Genomic DNA, 270 nt, shown 5'->3' with positions numbered 1-270 from the left:
CAACAAGCAGAAGGCTATAAAGAGCGTATTGAGAAAAGTATTTCGTTTTTAGAAGAAAAACAGCAGATAAAAGAGCAGCTGCAAACAACCACATACGATTTAGAGAAGGAGCTTGATAAACTAGCGCATCAGCTAGAAAGTCAGCAGCAGCTCATCCATCAATATGAAACAGATATAGGGCGATATCCATTAAAAGCTGCCTCTATTTCTGATGAACTGATCGAGGTTGAACAGTCTCTTAGTCATCTAAATGAAAAAGAACAGCAATCG

1 protein-coding gene is annotated in these 270 nt (G+C 38.5%); it reads left to right on the top strand.

Annotated elements, in window-relative coordinates; all coding sequences use genetic code 11:
• The coding region (locus tag SB775_RS29805) for a hypothetical protein (RefSeq protein WP_410864852.1) at nucleotides 1-270 on the top strand (270 nt) is incomplete at both ends.

It is taken from the genome of Peribacillus sp. SIMBA_075 (assembly GCF_046534585.1).
The sequence above is the reverse complement of the archived record's forward strand: the minus strand, read 5'-3'. Positions and strand labels throughout refer to the sequence as shown.